This is a genomic window from Lysinibacillus sp. BS3 (assembly GCF_039614735.1).
Lineage (GTDB): Bacteria > Bacillota > Bacilli > Bacillales_A > Planococcaceae > Lysinibacillus > Lysinibacillus capsici.
Genome location: NZ_CP154860.1, coordinates 1,190,637 through 1,208,000 on the forward strand (window position 1 = coordinate 1,190,637; position 17,364 = coordinate 1,208,000).

Genomic DNA, 17,364 nt, shown 5'->3' on the forward strand with positions numbered 1-17,364 from the left:
GCAAAGACCCTTCTTATCGAATGGGTCTTTGCTGTTATTTTAAAGTACCTGTACTAATAATGGACGTTTCTACATGGACCTTCACGTCTAATTTTCTAATAAGCTCTCTTGTTTTTTTCGATGTCCATTTTCCATGATGATACATTCTAAATTCTTCACTTAAGCCAGCTGGATCTACCTCTGTTTTATTTAATCGCGCTAAAAATTCACTAATATCCTGTTCCAGCTGTTTATTCACATCTTTTTCCAAATCACTTATACTTTCAACTGTAAATAAATGTGATTCTCTTTCTCCCTTATATTCGCTTAAAGTACCCTTTATTTTTAAGAAAATCGTTAATTTGGGTGATTCCATATTTTTATTACTCTCTTTTTTCACACTGCTCTCGATTAAATCAATCATTACCTTTTCTTCTCCATGTCCCGCATTTAAATCAAGGTGCAAAGGAGCAAGATTTTTCTGTCCACTTAAAGCTTGAATAACTAGTGCTTCCTCAGGTTTAATTAATTCATGCATCTGATTCCCTTTAAATATGGCAACGCCTTTAATCTCTAATTTCTCCTCTCGTTTTTCAACATAAGGTAATACTGTATCCACTACAGGATTTGTAATCGAGTACATAAAATCATGAATATTGGTATTGGGGTTAAAAGCAGTATTGATACTCGGCTCTAATAGATTGTTCAAATAAAAATTAATACTTGGCTTATCAGGATAATCTCCTTTTAAAATCGCTTCCGCATTATCCTTCACAACAGCTATCAATACTTTATTACCTACTTCCGCATTGCGATATAAGTGCTGAACAATTTTTCGAACATTCCCTTTCCGCGCAAAATCTTCGTTTACTAAGACAACTCGCAATTGATTGAAGACTATTTTCTTATCGGATTGCTTTTCTATTTCCACGATGCCGCTTGATACTAAATCTGTTGTGATAGAAAAAGTTTGTGTGTCTTTTTCTGCGTCTGGAGAATATTGGGGGATCGCTACTGTGAGTCTCATCTGATTCTCATCGATATAGTCAAAAGCCATCGAATCTACCATCCCAACATCCTCTAGAGGAACTTTTATTTCTTTTTTAGAACAGCCTGCAAGTAAAACGAAAATCAAAAAAGAAATGATGCATAGACGTTTATTTTTCATACCTGCACCTGCTTTTTTCGAATAACATATATCAGGATTAAAAACACTGGCCAGCTTACCAGCACATAGCCTACATAGTTACTTGCCATAAATAATTTTTCTTGGAATTCACGCGAAAAGGGCATTTTTACAATAAAGAAAATGATCAAGGCGATGATATACAACTGATAACTTTGCTTTTTCTTTTTAAGGAAGGTATCCATACCCCTTTTTGCACACCATACATAGGCTGTAATCGAGGATAAGATTAGAAAAACCCAAAGCGTAATGCCAATGATATCGATTCGCTCAATAAAGGTAAATTCTCCTGCCTTAAATAGGTTTAATACTGAAAACTCTACATTTTTTAATTGCCACTCTGAATAATACATGACGCTAATAGCTGTTGTGATAAAGCATAAAAATATACTAATCCAAATACCGATTAAGGAATGACGAAATGCCTTTTTTTGATCGATGATATATGGAAAATAAAATAGAATTAATTCGTAACCAAGGATAGAAAAATATCCTTGCTTTAACGCTTCATAAAATTCCTTAGGCGTAAAATTAAATAGAGGCAAAAAATGACTTGGATCACCTTTTTCAATGGCCCAGCGCGTAAAATAGAATAATCCAATGGTAATAAAAAATGTCATTATACAAAATCGTGCAATAGATTTAATACCCCCACTTACAATATAAATAAGTAGAAGTAAAAAGCAAAGGACAGGCATGGTAATGGTTTGTTCCTGCAATGCTGTACTTTGAATTAAGTGCATATAATTACTAATAATCCCTGCACTAAAAACAATAAATTGAATAATGACGAGTAGATTTATAAATTTTCCGAGCCATTTTCCCAATAATATTTCATTCATTCGAAATAAATCATCATTGGGAAACTTTGAACAAAGCCATACCATCGCAAATAGTGTCAGGCTAGCAATCACACCAAAGAGAAGAGGCATAAATGATTGTGTGTAGCCCATAGGACTTAATTTCTGAGGGAGCGAAAGGATACCGGTACCAATCATAATACTTTGCGCTAAGAAGATGACATGATAACGATTTAACACCTTTCCTTTTGTTGTATTCAAAGTTAACCACCTCATTCTCATTCTGACACTATTTTTTCTGTACTTTTGAAATACCAGTCTTACTTCTTATATATTTAGTTGGAAATCGGATGACACTATCCAATAAATCGCTTGGCTTTCTTGGAATAGCAGGTGTCATATAATGCGTTCCTAAGGATTTGAGACTTAATAAATGGTGGATTAACCACGCAAAGGCGAGCATCTGTCCAAACAAGCCAAATAAACCTGCTGATAAGATAAAAATATAACGAATAAATCGGCTAGTATTACTCATTAAGAAAATAGGCGGTAAGAAGGAAAGTAGTGCTGAGGTAGCGACTAACACAATGAGTATATTACTGAGTAATCCAGCTTCTACGGCCGCTGTACCAATTACAATACCTCCTACGATACCAATGGTTTGTCCGACTTTGGCAGGCATTCGAGAGCCCGCTTCTCGCAACACTTCAATTATAAGCTCGATAAATAATACCTCAATCAGTGGTGGAAATGGTACCTTACTTCTTGATTCTTGAAGATTTAGTAATAATTCGTATGGCAAAATTTCTGGATGAAAGGTTAAGGCTGATATATACATTGGTGTAATCATGATCGTTAAGAAAAAACCAAAAAAGCGCAGCATCCTTAATAAAGATGCTGTTGTCCAACGGTTGTAGTAATCCTCAATCGACACGAACATTTCAAAAAAAGAAGTGGGACAGACAATGGCTAGTTGACTATTATCCATAAAAACGACGATTCTACCATCCAGAAGATAACGGCAAATACTATCTGGACGGACTGTCATGTAATATTGAGGAAAGGGCGATAATGGATTATCCTCAATTAATTGCTTCAACACGGATATATCCGTAAATAACGGATAATCTACCTGGTCAATACGGTTTCTTAAATCATCTAAATTTTCATGGCTCACGATATTATCCATATACATAATCGATATTTTAATATTGGCTTCTGACCCAACAATTCGGTTTTCATTTTTTAGCATGGAGCTTTGAATCCGTCTTCTCACTAACGATATATTCGTTTCCAGTGATTCTGTAAATGCATCCTGTGGACCGATTACAGTCGACTCTGTTTCCGTATCCGTAATGGCCCTTGTAGGCGCACTATACGTATCGACACTTAATAAGGCGTTGGTTTCGTGAAAAAAAAGAAGGGTTTGCCCAGCATTCAATTTTTTAACGACACCTTTCACATCTTTCGGGTCCACATATTGAGCCATTTGATGAATTTGTTTCAAATTATTAGCTAGTGGAATCGTCACCATGGTTTGTAAGGTCATTTTTTCGATGAGTGAGGAGAAATAAATGACCGTCACATCCCCTTCTTCTGTAGCGATCATTTTCAGTTTTACGTCATCGACTTCGTTAATCTCCTGCTTTAATTTAGCGACAATCTGCTCGGGTATCTCGTTCATTTTTCTCCACCCCTTTTGTTCCGATAAATACCAGTCAATATCATTCAATTTTTAGTAGTTTGTCTTTTTTTCATTTAATTATGTAAAAATTGTGCTAGCAAAAATAGCCATACAAAAAGGATGCATCCCAATTAGAGATACATCCTTAAAGGTTATTCTATAGAATCTTTGCTGTATCGGTTTTTACCAATACCAAATACGTAGTAGCTAATGGTTACGAGGATCAAGAAAATAATGCCCACTATTAATGACACGCGTGTATCATCATTGAACCACATGCCGACTAGTACCATGATTAAAAAGATGATTGTTACATAGTTTGTAATCGGTGCGAACGGCATTTTAAAAGGATGCTTTGCTAGCTGCGCTCCCTTTACTTTTCTAAAACGAATTTGACTTATTAAAATGATAAACCATGGAATCATCCCTGGTAAAACACTTGCACTATACACATAAACAAATAAGTTTTCAGGGGCAATATAACTTAGAATAACACCAACGACTAAGCCAACTAATACGCCCGCTGTTCCAAATAAAGGCACACCATTACTAGAAAGCTTTGCGAAAAATTTTGGTGCTTGTCCATTCATAGCAAGTGTATATAACATACGTCCAGCACTATAGATTCCACTGTTACACCCTGACATTGCAGCTGTGATGACGACGAAATTAATAATACCTGCAGCAGCTGTGATACCTACCTTAGCAAATGTCGCAACGAAAGGACTACCAATTGTGCCAAGCTCATCCCAAGGATACACTGTAACAATGACAAAGATTGCACCGATATAGAAAATTAAAATTCGCCAAATAATGCTTTGGATGGCATTCGTAATCGTTTGTTGAGGATTTTTTGCTTCTCCTGCTGTAATCCCAATGAGCTCCACCCCTTGATAGGCAGCAACGACTAAAGATAAGGCAAAGAAAAATCCTGTCCAGCCACCTGTAAAGAAGCCACCGTGACTCCAAAGATTAGATAAGCCGATTGCTATTCCATCATTGCCAAAGCCAAAGAAGATGAGTCCGACCCCTGCAATAATCATTAAAATAATCGTAACAATTTTAATCATCGCAAACCAGAATTCAAATTCTCCAAACGATTTGACAGAAATGAAGTTTGCCACACCCAAAATCACCATTGCAATTAGACCAGGTATCCAAGCTGGTAATTCTGGATACCAATATTGCATATACGTTCCTACTGCTATAATTTCAGACATCCCAACAATAACCCATTGGAACCAGTTACTCCACGCTGTTAAATACCCTGCTAAAGGATGAATATATTTATAGCCAAATGTGGCAAAAGAGCCTGTACTTGGCTCCATATAAAGCATCTCACCCATTGCCCTCATAATGAAAAAAATAAAAATACCTGCAATACCATAGGCAAGGAGTACAGAAGGTCCTGTCCATTGAATAGCACTTGCTGAGCCCATAAAGAGCCCAACACCAATCGTACCGCCAAGTGCAATCATTTGAATATGACGTGCTTCTAATCCTCTTTTCAATTCCTTATTGGCCACTCCATAACGCCTCTTTTCCTGTTGTTCTTTCTACGATGTTTTTACTTTAAAATAATAATCAATTTTTCTAAAAAAGACAAATGTATTTTTAGGAAAAACAAAAAATATTGCTATTTTAATAGCAATAACAAAAAATAGGTAATAACGACGATTTATACGAAATATGATGTTACTTCAACATAATTTAAATCAGAAAATTCAAAAAACTCTATTCCGTTCAAGTCGAAAGGAATAGAGTTTACTTCGTTATTGTAATAAAGTTTGTTCCTGTAATTTTGCAGAGAAGTATTTACGTGCATCTGCTGTTAGAATTTGTAGCAAAGTCACTTCTTCTTGACGTGCAAATTCTACAAACATCCCACTTAAATTTTCGTAGACATATTTGATTTTAAAGCCACTATCTAAATAATGATCTACTTTTTGAATTTCCTCTGTGCTTTGTTGGAATTCAGACATGCCATCACCTCACCTTCTTTTGAAAATGTCTTGATGTTGTCTCACTTACTCGGCACCCTTCATCTCTAACAGAGGATCTGGTTGCTCCACCAGTTCATCTTCATCCGGAGTCGCCGTTGGAGCTGTTGGCTGGCCAAATATTTCGTCTAAATTATGTCCGACAGTAATACCTAAATATTTGGCATCACTCGGATCATCTAGCTCAGCTTGTGGATACTTTTTAAACCACCAATACTTCGCTAATACATAATATACAATCGCGCCTACAGCAAACCCTACTAAAGAAGAGTAAGTTGAAAATATATTGGCAACTGCACCACCGATTACCCAGGCGATTAACCCAGCCATATTAAAGCCCTTATAATATTTAAATTGCCCATCTAATTCATAAAGCTCTTTTACATGTACGCGTCGTTTACGAATCAGGTAGTAATCAGCAAATAAAATACCTACAATCGCTGTTAAAATACCGCCAATGATTAATAGGACATTGACCATGACATCAAATAGACTCCAGGGCTGTGCAAGAATACCAATAATTCCTGCAATAACTACCCCTACCCAGAATGGCACTTTCGGTCCACCGATATTAGAGAAAATAGTAGCTGCTGGTACAACGTTGGCAGAGGTATTTGTCGACCATTGTGCTAATACAATCATCAGCAATAGAATTCCAAGAATAAAGCCGCTTGCACTTTGCTGTAAGGCATTAATTGGGTCTGCCGAGGCAACTGCCATATAGCAAACTGCACCAATCGTAACAATGAATGTGTTTGTAATGGGCATGACAATTAAAGAGCCTACAAGCTGTGTTTTATTACGCTTGAACCAATTACGCTCATTTTTGGGTGCTTTAAAGAAACGGGACAAGGATGGCATATCTGCTGCTAAGGTTGCCCAAAAGCCCATATTTGCCATCACCACTACCATAAAGGCGGTAAAAGCAGCGAAGCCTGTTGTTGGGGTTTCCACCCACGTCCAAATATTTTTTCCCTGAGATGTTGCATTATCTGCCAATGTGTAATACATCCAACAAGAAATTAAAATAATGACAGGGGCTGCTAAATCAGCAAAACGTTCAATGGATTTAATACCAAGAGATGTATTAAAGAGTTGAAGCGCTGCAAACACAAGGAAGCAGATAAACCAATTATCAAAGCCAAACAATAAATTTAAAATTCCGTTTATCGCTAATGCACCAAAATACGTATTCAAACCAAACCAACAGGCAGCTGTAACACCACGTACAAGGGAAGGTATATGAGTACCGAATGTGCCAAATGGTGCACGCATATAAACAGGGAAAGATAATCCATGCTCTATTCCTATGTCACCAATTAACGTCATAAAGACGCCAATTAAACAAGAACCTACCAATGTTGCCACAATCACCATTGGTAAGGATAAATTCATGATAGCCGAACCACCAATGGCAAAAGCCGCTAATACAATTGCCATTCCTATCCAAATCACCGCAAAACCAAATGTTCCAATATTTCTTTGTTGATGTGTCACTGGAAGTAAATCTGGGGATTTTAAATAATTCCCTTCACGTTCCATAATGTTTCTCTCCTTTTTTTCTAATTTCCGTGACAACCTACTTGAAGTGCCTTCCTTCACCCAAAATGCTGAAGGAAGGTGGAATTTCGATTTTAATCTTTATTCAAAAATGAACAACGGTCCTTTATTTTGATAGACTGCTAAGAAGTGATTGGCGTTCATTCCATGTCATTGGCGGAATTGTAGATGGGCGTTCAACCATTGAAATGGCTCCATCGACAGGACAAACAATTGAGCATAAATTACAGCCTACGCAGTCTTCCTCACGAACCTTTAGCATTGGGCGACCATCCTCCGTATAAAGGTCAATACATTGATGGGATGTATCCTCGCAAGCAATATGACACTTATTGCAATTAATACAAACATCATTATTAATTTCTGCGACAATTTTATAATTTAAATCTAAATCACCCCAGTTTGAATACCTTTGTACAGAGCGACCAACTAAATCCATGACTGAAGCTAGACCTTTATCATCTAAGTAGTTATTCAGCCCATCAATCATATCCTCCACAATACTAAAGCCATGATGCATTGCTGCTGTACATACCTGTACGCCTGTCGCACCCATTAATATAAATTCCGCTGCATCTTGCCAATTGGAGATCCCCCCGATGCCCGAAATCGGTACATTGACTAATGGATTACGAGCACATTCTGCAACCATGTTCAGTGCAATTGGTTTAACTGCTGGACCACAATAGCCCCCATGAGCTCCTTTTCCAGCCACATGTGGTACTGTATTCCAAGAATCTAAATCAACACCAGCTAAACTGTTAATCGTATTAATCATACTCACAGCATCTGCTCCACCTCGTGTTGCCGCTTCCGCCGTCACGGTAATATCCGTAATGTTGGGCGTTAGTTTAACAATAACAGGTGTACGCGCCGCTTCCTTTACCCAGTACGTTTGTTTTTCCACCAATTCAGGGACTTGACCAGAGGCAGAACCCATGCCTCGTTCTGCCATCCCATGTGGACAACCAAAGTTAAGCTCAAGACCATCAACCCCCACATCTTCTACTCGTTTCACAATTTCATGCCATTTTTCTTGCTTTGGTTCCACCATTAACGAGGCAATAATTGCGTGATTAGGAAATTTCTTTTTCGTCTCATAAATTTCTTGTAAATTCACTTCTAATGGTCGATCCGTAATTAATTCAATATTGTTAAAGCCTGCCACACGTTGGCCATTATAGCTAACTGCTGCAAAACGGGAAGACACATTTAAAATCGGTTCTCCTAACGTTTTCCAAACTGCGCCACCCCAGCCCGCTTCAAATGCACGTTGTACTTGATAGCCTGAATTCGTTGGTGGAGCAGATGCTAGCCAAAATGGATTCGGCGATTTGATGCCCGCTAAATTAATGCGTAAGTCTGCCATATAAGTTCCCCCTCTATCCGTACTAACAATCTTTTGTCAACTGAAAGCATAGTGCCAGATACAGGCTGTATGACCCCCATTTCAAAAGCTAATGTAATCATTCAGATGGGGGATTAACAGCCTGTATAAACCCATTTGATGAATCTAACAATCAGTGGAGGAAGAGCCTCCCTGATTGAAGGTTCACTTTATGCAATCTCACTTGGTTTTCTTAAACATTCATGAATCTTATATGCTGCATCTTTTCCTTGCTGTACAGCGGTCACTACCATCGCTTCACCCTGTCCATTACCAAAGACAACATCTCCACATGCAAATACTTTGTCATTGGACGTTTGCATTGTTGTCTCATCAATGTCTACGACACCATTTGTATGAGCTAAACCAAAGGCTTCAATTAACGATACAAAACGAGTTTGCCCGATGGCTTTAATAACAGCATCCACTTCAATGATAAAATTGGAGCCCTTTACTTCTTCAGGGCGTTGTCGACCATCAGGACCTGCCTCACCAAGCTTCATTTTCACACATTCAATGCCTGTCACCTTTCCTGCTTCATTGCCAATAATTTTTTTAGGTGCAGTTAGCCATTTAAATTCCACACCATCCTGCTTGGCAAATTCATATTCAAATTTGTATGCTGTCATTTCTTTTTCTGTTCTACGATAGAGAATTTGTACATTATCTGCGCCTAAACGCACCGCACTTGTAGCACCGTCTATCGCCGTGTTTCCAGCACCGATTACGGCTACTCGTTTCCCTACAATATCATTTGTAAGCGGTCCCATTTTTGTTTTTCGAATAAACTCAATGGCATCATGTACCCCTTCTAATTCTTCCCCATCAATGCCCAAATTTGGGACAGCACCCATACCGACAGCTAAAATCACACTGTCATACTGAGCCAAAATTTCATCAGCAGAAATATCCACACCTACAGCTGTATTCGTTTGAATGTCCACACCGAGCTGTTCAATCTGCTCTACTTCCCAATCTACGACATCATTTGGTAATCGGAATGCTACAATCCCATAGCTTCCTAAGCCCCCTGCCTTCGCTTCAGCCTCATAAATAGTTACTTGATAGCCTAAACGACTGAGCTCACGAGCTGCCGACAAACCAGCAGGACCTGCCCCTACAATGGCTATTTTCTGTCCATTATGTGGACCTGCCTTAAATAGCTGAGCATTGGTTTCCATTGCCCAATCCGTTGCATAACGTTGTAACTCACCAATTTTAATTGGCTTTGTTGAAGAATTTAAGACACACGCCCCTTCACACAGTTCTTCCGTTGGACAAACTCTTGCACAGCTTGCACCAATTGGGTTTGCTTCTAATATAGTCGTAGCAGAACCCTTCATATTACCAGATGCAATTTTTTTTATGAAATTTGGTATTTGAATACTTGTTGGACATGCTTTAATACATGGTGCGTCATAGCAATACAAACAACGATTGGCTTCCTCAATAGCCTCATTCTTTGTCATCTTACCTTTTAATTCCACAAAATTACGTCTAAGCTGCACGGTCATTGCATTTTCTTGAATCGGAACCATTTCCACATCCCCCTCATGTGTTCATTTTTTCCGTACCCTAATTACGAAACCGATTGTTTTGCTCTCCAGTCAAAACAATCGGTCCTATCCTGTAGGAAGCTAAATGTTTAGAGCTTCCGCAGTTACTGTTTTTAATGGACGTTTAATGTATCGTCCACTGCCAAGTACACCTACAAATTCTTTATTTTTAATGACATATTCCCCACGTACGAGTACACTAACAGGCTCACCTGTTACCTCCCAGCCTTCATATGGGTTATAGTCCACATTCATATGATGTGTTTTAGCTGAAATTTGACGCTGCGCCTCTGGGTCAAAAATGACGATATCCGCATCTGAACCAATTGCAATCGTTCCTTTTTGCGGGAATAAGCCAAATATTTTTGCGGCACTAGTAGAGATCATATCAACAAATTCATTGATGGAAATTCTGCCTTTTGCCACGCCCTCAGAGTATAAAATACTGAAGCGGTCTTCAATGAATGGTCCGCCATTTGGAATTTTCGAGAAATCATTTAAGCCTAATTGCTTTTTACCTTTAAAGCTAAAGGAGCATTGGTCTGAGCCAATCGTCTGTAGCTGTTTTGCCTTTAAGGCATTCCATAAATGTTCTTGATGATATTTAGGACGAAGTGGCGGTGACCAAACATATTTGGCTCCTTCAAAGCCTGGTTGCGATAATGCGGATTGATCGAGCGTTAAATACGGTGGACAAGTTTCACCATAAACATCATAGCCCTTTTCACGAGCGGCAATAATTTCATCTACCGCTTCTTTACATGTCACATGCACCACATAGAGCTTCGCACCAGCTATATGCGCTAATTCGATAGCACGCTTTGTTGCCTCTCCTTCCAATTCCGCTGGACGAGTTAGTGCATGATAGATCGGTTCCTTATGTCCAGCACGTCTTGCCTCCTCTACTAGCTCATCTATAACAGAGCCATTTTCACAATGGACCATCACTATCGCACCAAGATCCTTAGCGATTTTAAAGGCTTTAAATAGTGTACGATCTGTCGCTTGGAATTCTTTTGCATAAGCCATGAAGACCTTGACAGAAGTAATGCCCTCTTGCTCTAATAATTGTGGTAATTCAGCTTCGGTTTCAGGTGTTAGATCACCAATCATCAAGTGGAAGCCATAGTCAATAGCAGACTTTCCTTTTGCCTTGTCGTGCCATTTCTCTACGGCTGTCGATAATTTTTCTTCTCCTGCTGTTAAACAGAAATCTAAAATAGTAGTTGTCCCACCAAAAGCCGCTGCAATAGTGCCTGATTTCCAGTCATCATCCGTCACCGTGTTATTGAATGGCATGTCTAAATGCGTATGGGGATCAATGCCACCAGGCAATACGTACTTGCCTGTAGCATCAATTATTTCAGCGCCAGCATCCGTTAAATTTTGTCCAATTTGAACAATTTTACCGTTCTCAATTAAAATATCTGCCTCAAATACATCAGCAGCAGTTGCTACTCGTCCACCTTTAATAATTTTTTTCACTATGCCTCTCACCCTTCATCACAAAATTAGAGAATGCTTGATAGTTAATGCAGTGTATATGTTTCGCCCATACTAAACTTCGTTTGTAGCGTTAACACCGTTTCCAATAAAATATCTGCGCCCTTTGCACAATCTTCAAAGGCTGTTTCCTCTTCTTCACAATGACTCTTGCCTTGAATGCTTGGAACAAAAATCATCGCGGAAGGAACCATACTTGCCATATACTGTGCATCATGCCCAGCGCCACTAAACATACGATGAGATGAATAGCCAAAGCTTTGACAAGCTCTTTCTACTTCATTGCAAATCGCACTATCAAAATACACGGTATCTCTGCCCCATAACTTGACAGGCTGAATATGGCATCCGCCCGCTGTCTCAGGAAGCGCGTTGAGAATATCCTCAACCTGTTGCATGACCTCTGGCTTTTGATGACGTGAATCAATTGTAAATGTCACCTTATTTGGGATAACGGTATGAATATTCGGGGAAACATTCATACGACCAAAAGTAAAAACAAGTTGTTCGTCAATTTTTCCTAATTGTTCATATAGCTCTTTAATGATGGTTGATGCCACAATCATTGGGTCTTTACGCATTGACATTGGGGTTGTACCTGCATGGTTTGATTGCCCACTAATTGTAATTTCATAGCAGACCATGCCTAGCACACCTTCAACCACACCAATTTCCTGCTGTTTTGCTTCTAATACTGGCCCTTGTTCAATATGCAATTCGATATAAGCAAGTGCCTCCTTCAGACGATTGGTTTGCTCTCCCTCATAGCCACTTGCTTGTAAAGCTTGTTGAAAACGAATGCCGTTTTTATCCGTAGATTGGAGCATTTTTTCTTTGTCAAATTTTGAGGTAATGACGCCTGAACTCATCATGGCTGGATCAAAACGTGCCCCTTCTTCATTCGTGAAATTGATAATCGTAAGAGGAATGTCCACTTCGATATCATTTTCCTTTATTGTTCGAATGGCCTCGATCGCTGTTAGTACACCTAACACACCATCAAATCTTCCACCTTTTTCTACTGAATCTAGATGGGAACCCATGACAATGGGTGGCACATTCTTTTTACCAGGAAGAGTGGCGTAAATGTTGCCCATATCGTCCACCTGAATATCCATTCCTAACGCTTTGCAACACTCACAAAAATAGTTTCTTGCTAATACATCCTCATTCGAAAGAGACAAACGTGTGACACCACCATTTTCGGTGGCCCCAAATTGACTAAATTGTTCAATTAACTCTTGCAATCGTCTACTATTACATTTATACATATGCAAGTCCTCTCTTTCACAGTAGTTAATAAACATTCTAAAATAGATAAAATTTGTGAGATATGGATAGTAAACTAAAAAAATATGTGCAACTGCACATCATATATGGTAAGTTATGTTCATAATTAAGGGGGGAACGTATGGGGACGATTCGTAAAATTGTAGAGGGAGTTCATTTCCCAATGCTCACATTAGTCGCTGGACATAGTGGTACGTATCGCAGAGTTACTGGTATTAATGTTGTGGAAAGCAGTGATTTAATCATGTTTTGTAGACCCAATGAATTAGTCGTCACAACAGGTATTAATTTAGATGCGCAGCAAGACTCCTTGGAACATCTTGTCAAACAGGCATACACAAAAAAAGTAGCTGGCTTTATCATTAATACAGGACCATTCATTCCTAGCATTCCAGAAGCCGTCATCTCTTTTGCCAATCAACATGATTTCCCAATTTTTCAAATGCCATGGAATTATCGCATTGCTGATCTATTAAAAACTACCTTTCAATTTATTGCCAATCACCATCAAGAGCTTTCTATCGAAGAAAAGGTTCTTTTCAATCTACTATTTCATTACAAACAAAACACTAACACAATGAAAGATCAACTAGCACAGCTAGGATTTCCTCAAGGAAGAGAATTAGCGATCATAACTTGTACAACCATTGGCTCCAAAGCAGCTATTGACCGTTATGAGGTCATGATCCAATTCGCTTTTCAAAATCGCTATCAACGCTTCTTAAAATTAAAGCATAAAAATCACCTCATCTTTTTAATTGATAAAGCACAAATCAATACACCTAATATACCCTTCTCAAAAGTTGTGGAAGAAATCTATGAAAAAATCACGCTAAAAAATGGTTACTTGGATATTATTATCGGTAAAGGTAACTTTCATAAAGAGCTAGAAAATGTTCGCCAAAGCTATGATGAGTCTTTAACCGTCATCCATTTAGCACAGCTTCATAACAATCGTTATTTGTATAAATACAAAGAAATCGGTGCCTATAAAATATTGATGGCTGTGAAAAATCAGCCCCTAATGAAATCGTTTAGTCAGGATATTTTAGGACAACTTTACCGCTATGATGAACTACATGGGACAGACTATGTACCTTTTTTACGTATTTTTGTTGAGGAAAATGGCAGTACAAGCAGGATTAGTGAACGTCAATTTATACATCGAAACACCGTCCTCTATAAAATTAAGAAAATTGAAATGCTATTAGATATGGACTTAAGCAATCCCTTTACGAAGACTAATTTGTATATTGCCTTTTTAATTGAGGATGTCTTAATGCATCAATAGCCTGTCACAACATTAAATTAACTGAATTATCTTTCTCATTAAATACTCCTTCTAAAATTCTTGAAGCATACATATAAAGTACAAATGGGGGCGACTGCGCATTTTTGTTGTCCACATCTGAGGAAAACATATGCATGCTAATCAACTACCTGTTTAGAAGGAGTGAAGCTTCGTGACAAATGTAACAAGTCCCAATTGGCAAGTAAAAGATGAACAATTCGTATGGCATTCTATGAAGCCCTACAATCCAAATGCAACAATGATCGTCCAATCCTCTAAAGGGGCATGGATTACTGACATTGAAGGCAAGCGTTATTTAGATGCAATGGCAGGTTTATGGTGTGTGAACGTTGGCTATGGACGTGAGGAGATTGCCAAAGCTGCCTATGAGCAATTGCTAGAAAATACGTATACCCCATTATCTGTTGGGCATATCCCTGCTATTCAATTAAGTGAAAAAATTAATGAGCTTTTAGGGGATGATTATGTCGTCTTCTTCTCCAATAGTGGCTCCGAGGCAAATGAGGCAGCCTTCAAAATAGCTAGACAATATCATCAACAAAAAGGTCACGTCAATCGAACGAAAATTATTTCTCGTTACCGGGCCTATCATGGTAGCTCGATGGGTGCTCTTGCAGCAACTGGACAAGCTCAACGAAAGTATAAATATGAGCCACTGGCACCAGGTTTTTTACATGTCTCTCCACCTGACGCTTATCGTGCCAATGAAGACCATATTCAAAGTAAGGACCCTTGTGCATTACCATCCGTCCAAGCAATCGATCATGTCATGACTTGGGAAATGTCAGATTCCATAGCAGCAGTCATTATGGAGCCTATTATTACTGGCGGTGGTGTAATTATGCCCCACGACAGCTACTTACAGGGAGTTAAAGCTGTTTGTGAGAAGCATGGCGCACTACTCATTGTCGATGAAGTCATTTGTGGTTTTGGTCGTACAGGCAAAGCTTTTGGATTCCAAAACTACGGCATCCAGCCTGATATTGTGACTATGGCAAAAGGCTTAACCAGCGCTTATATGCCACTGTCTGCTACAGCTGTTCGTCGTGAAATTTATGAGGCGTTTGCTGGAACTGAGGAATATGACTTTTTCCGTCATGTCAACACATTCGGTGGATCACCAGCAGCATGTGCCGTCGCATTAAAAAATATTGAAATAATGGAAAAGGAAAATTTATTTGCCCACTCGGCTGCACTAGGTGCTACATTACTCACTACATTACAGGAGCAATTAAAGGAGCACCCGAATGTTGGGGATATTCGTGGGAAAGGCTTATTAATTGGCGTAGAGCTAGTACAAGATAAAGATAGCAAAACACCCCTCGACATTACACTTGTGAACAAAGTGATCACACAATGTAAGGAACAAGGGTTACTCATTGGGAAAAATGGGGTAACCGTGGCAGGTTTCAATAATGTGTTAACCTTATCTCCTCCTCTGATTATTTCCTCAGACGAGAAGAATTTCATTGTTGAAAAATTTGTACAAGCCTTACATTCTATTAAACTGTAGGAGGAATAGCTAGATGGTAACAAATACAGACATACAGGATTTAGGTCATTTTATCAATGGACAAACAGTTCTAGGGAAAAGCGGTCAGTTTTCAGATGTTTACAATCCAAGCACAGGTACTGTCATTGCTCGTGTACCTTTAGCAACAAAACAAGAGGTACAGGAAGCGATTGCTGCTGCCCAAGCGGCTTTTCCTGCTTGGCGTGCCTTATCAGTTGGTAAACGAGCTGAAATTATCCTTAGATTCCGCCAACTCATAACAGAAAATATCGATGAACTAATTGATATGATTTGTACAGAGAGTGGCAAAACGATTGAGGATGCCAAGGGCGAAATTACTCGCGGTTTAGAATCTGTTGATTTAGCTATCAATGCCCCCCATTTACTTAAAGGAGAGTATTCGGTGAATGTTGGTGGTCATATCAATGCCTACTCTCTGAAAGAACCATTAGGCATTGTAGCGGCTATTTCACCATTTAATTTCCCTGTCATGGTACCGCTAGCAATTACAAGTATGGCGGTGGCTGTAGGAAACTGTGTGATTCTCAAGCCGTCAGAGCGGGTTCCTTGCTCAGCATTATTTTTATCAGAGCTGTGGAAAGAGGCAGGCTTACCAGATGGGGTTTGGACTGTTATTAATGGAGACAAAGATGCTGTTAATGAGCTGTTATGCCATCCTGCCATTGAAGCGATTTCCTTTGTAGGCTCTACGCCAGTTGCAGAAGCCATTTATGCTACAGCCTCTAAACATGGGAAGCGTGTCACAGCACTTGGGGGAGGTAAAAATAATATGGTGGTTATGCCAGATGCTGACTTAGAGCATGTAGCAAATGCCTTTTTAGGGGCTGCCTATGGAGCTGCCTCCCAGCGTTGTATGGCACTGTCAACCATTATTCCTGTTGGGGAGGATACAGCCAATAAATTAGTGGGTATTCTTGCCGATAAAATTGCCAAATTAAAAGTGGGTCCCTATACAGATGCCGAAGTTGATTTTGGACCAGTCATTACTCAGCAATCAAAGGATGCCATCATTGGCTATATCAATCGTAGCCTAGAAGAAGGCGCAACATTGGTCTGCGATGGGCGAAATCCGGAAATTTCCAAACAATCGAACGGTTTCTATCTTGGACCTACATTACTCGATCATGTAAAGCCTGGAATGGAAATTTATGAACAAGAGGTTTTTGGACCTGCACGTAATGTCGTCCGCGTGGCATCATTAGAGGAAGCTATAGCCCTTATTAATGCCCATGAATTAGGAAATGGTGTAACCATCTTTACGAACAATGGTGCTGCAGCTCGAAAGTTTACCACTGAAATTGAAGTAGGTATGGTAGGTGTCAATGTACCCATTCCTATTCCAGTAGGCTATCATAACTTTGGTGGCTGGAAACGTTCAAGATTTGGTGAGGGGCATATGTTTGGACCTGACCAAGTACGTTTCTTCACAAAAGCGAAAACCATTTCAGAAAAATGGATAGAACAAGGGAATGACGTTACCTCTTCCTTTGCATTTCCAAGTAATCAGGACTAATCCTAAAAAATAAATATTCGCGTAGTCAATAGCTACGCGAATATTTTGAAAAAACTGACG

General features: G+C 39.1%; 13 protein-coding genes. 3 read left to right on the forward strand and 10 right to left on the reverse strand.

The annotated features are described in order from the left end of the window. Window positions 1–34: 34 nt before the first annotated feature. The 10 genes from AAJG31_RS06225 to AAJG31_RS06270 form a co-directional block, all read right to left on the reverse strand. Window positions 35–1,147, reverse strand: coding sequence for a Ger(x)C family spore germination protein (locus AAJG31_RS06225; RefSeq protein ID WP_054550733.1), 1,113 nt, complete (start codon window positions 1,145–1,147; stop codon window positions 35–37). Beyond that, window positions 1,144–2,226: a GerAB/ArcD/ProY family transporter gene (locus tag AAJG31_RS06230; RefSeq protein ID WP_054550732.1), complete on the reverse strand. Its 1,083-nt coding sequence runs from the start codon at window positions 2,224–2,226 to the stop codon at window positions 1,144–1,146. The genes AAJG31_RS06225 and AAJG31_RS06230 overlap by 4 nt, the downstream gene beginning before the upstream one ends. Window positions 2,227–2,254: 28 nt before the next feature. Beyond that, a complete protein-coding gene (locus tag AAJG31_RS06235) occupies window positions 2,255–3,649 on the reverse strand; it encodes a spore germination protein (protein ID WP_053075663.1) in 1,395 nt (464 codons plus the stop codon). Between the two features lie 152 nt (window positions 3,650–3,801). Then, the gene (locus tag AAJG31_RS06240; RefSeq protein ID WP_257961404.1) at window positions 3,802–5,175 is read right to left on the reverse strand and encodes an amino acid permease; all 1,374 of its coding nucleotides are present in this window, start codon (window positions 5,173–5,175) and stop codon (window positions 3,802–3,804) included. A 246-nt stretch (window positions 5,176–5,421) separates the two neighbouring features. Beyond that, window positions 5,422–5,631: a hypothetical protein gene (locus tag AAJG31_RS06245; RefSeq protein WP_016995612.1), complete on the reverse strand. Its 210-nt coding sequence runs from the start codon at window positions 5,629–5,631 to the stop codon at window positions 5,422–5,424. Window positions 5,632–5,676: 45 nt separating this feature from the next. After that, a complete protein-coding gene (locus AAJG31_RS06250; RefSeq protein ID WP_054550729.1) occupies window positions 5,677–7,191 on the reverse strand; it encodes an NCS1 family transporter in 1,515 nt (504 codons plus the stop codon). A gap of 124 nt (window positions 7,192–7,315) precedes the next feature. After that, window positions 7,316–8,578, reverse strand: a complete 1,263-nt coding sequence (gene preA / locus AAJG31_RS06255; protein ID WP_048389894.1) for an NAD-dependent dihydropyrimidine dehydrogenase subunit PreA — start codon at window positions 8,576–8,578, stop codon at window positions 7,316–7,318. A gap of 188 nt (window positions 8,579–8,766) precedes the next feature. Continuing rightward, window positions 8,767–10,134 (reverse strand): NAD(P)-dependent oxidoreductase, encoded by a 1,368-nt coding sequence (locus AAJG31_RS06260; RefSeq protein WP_112117684.1) that lies wholly within the window; start codon window positions 10,132–10,134, stop codon window positions 8,767–8,769. A 99-nt stretch (window positions 10,135–10,233) separates the two neighbouring features. Next, window positions 10,234–11,637, reverse strand: coding sequence for a dihydropyrimidinase (gene hydA, locus AAJG31_RS06265; RefSeq protein ID WP_279494484.1), 1,404 nt, complete (start codon window positions 11,635–11,637; stop codon window positions 10,234–10,236). A 44-nt stretch (window positions 11,638–11,681) separates the two neighbouring features. Further along, window positions 11,682–12,926, reverse strand: a complete 1,245-nt coding sequence (locus tag AAJG31_RS06270; RefSeq protein WP_259419173.1) for a Zn-dependent hydrolase — start codon at window positions 12,924–12,926, stop codon at window positions 11,682–11,684. Between the two features lie 140 nt (window positions 12,927–13,066). Between AAJG31_RS06270 and AAJG31_RS06275 the strand changes: the two genes are divergently transcribed. The 3 genes from AAJG31_RS06275 to AAJG31_RS06285 all read left to right on the forward strand — a co-directional run bounded on the left by AAJG31_RS06275 (window position 13,067) and on the right by AAJG31_RS06285 (window position 17,304). After that, window positions 13,067–14,236, forward strand: coding sequence for a PucR family transcriptional regulator (locus AAJG31_RS06275; RefSeq protein ID WP_048389885.1), 1,170 nt, complete (start codon window positions 13,067–13,069; stop codon window positions 14,234–14,236). Window positions 14,237–14,408: 172 nt separating this feature from the next. Next, window positions 14,409–15,770 carry an aspartate aminotransferase family protein gene (locus tag AAJG31_RS06280; RefSeq protein ID WP_279494481.1) on the forward strand — a complete coding sequence of 454 codons (1,362 nt, stop codon included), beginning with the start codon at window positions 14,409–14,411 and terminating at the stop codon, window positions 15,768–15,770. 13 nt (window positions 15,771–15,783) lie between these two features. Then, complete coding sequence (locus AAJG31_RS06285) at window positions 15,784–17,304, forward strand: CoA-acylating methylmalonate-semialdehyde dehydrogenase (protein ID WP_279494480.1); 1,521 nt, start codon at window positions 15,784–15,786, stop codon at window positions 17,302–17,304. Window positions 17,305–17,364: the final 60 nt, after the last annotated feature.